The sequence below is a fragment of the Sporosarcina contaminans genome (assembly GCF_042679045.1).
Taxonomy (GTDB): domain Bacteria; phylum Bacillota; class Bacilli; order Bacillales_A; family Planococcaceae; genus Sporosarcina; species Sporosarcina contaminans.
Genome location: NZ_JBHTLT010000051.1, coordinates 1 through 539 on the forward strand (window position 1 = coordinate 1; position 539 = coordinate 539).

Annotated in this window: 1 rRNA gene; it reads right to left on the reverse strand. The window is 55.7% G+C overall.

The features are described from left to right. Nucleotides 1–539 (reverse strand): 23S ribosomal RNA (locus ACFQ38_RS11285); the annotation flags it as partial.

Genomic DNA, 539 nt, shown 5'->3' on the forward strand with positions numbered 1-539 from the left:
ATGTAAAGGGAAATCTCATCTTGAGGGGGGCTTCATGCTTAGATGCTTTCAGCATTTATCCCGTCCACACATAGCTACCCAGCGATGCCTTTGGCAAGACAACTGGTACACCAGCGGTGTGTCCATCCCGGTCCTCTCGTACTAAGGACAGCTCCTCTCAAATTTCCTGCGCCCGCGACGGATAGGGACCGAACTGTCTCACGACGTTCTGAACCCAGCTCGCGTACCGCTTTAATGGGCGAACAGCCCAACCCTTGGGACCGACTACAGCCCCAGGATGCGATGAGCCGACATCGAGGTGCCAAACCTCCCCGTCGATGTGGACTCTTGGGGGAGATAAGCCTGTTATCCCCGGGGTAGCTTTTATCCGTTGAGCGATGGCCCTTCCATGCGGAACCACCGGATCACTAAGCCCGTCTTTCGACCCTGCTCGACTTGTAGGTCTCGCAGTCAAGCTCCCTTATGCCTTTGCACTCTGCGAATGATGTCCAACCATTCTGAGGGAACCTTTGGGCGCCTCCGTTACACTTTAGGAGGCG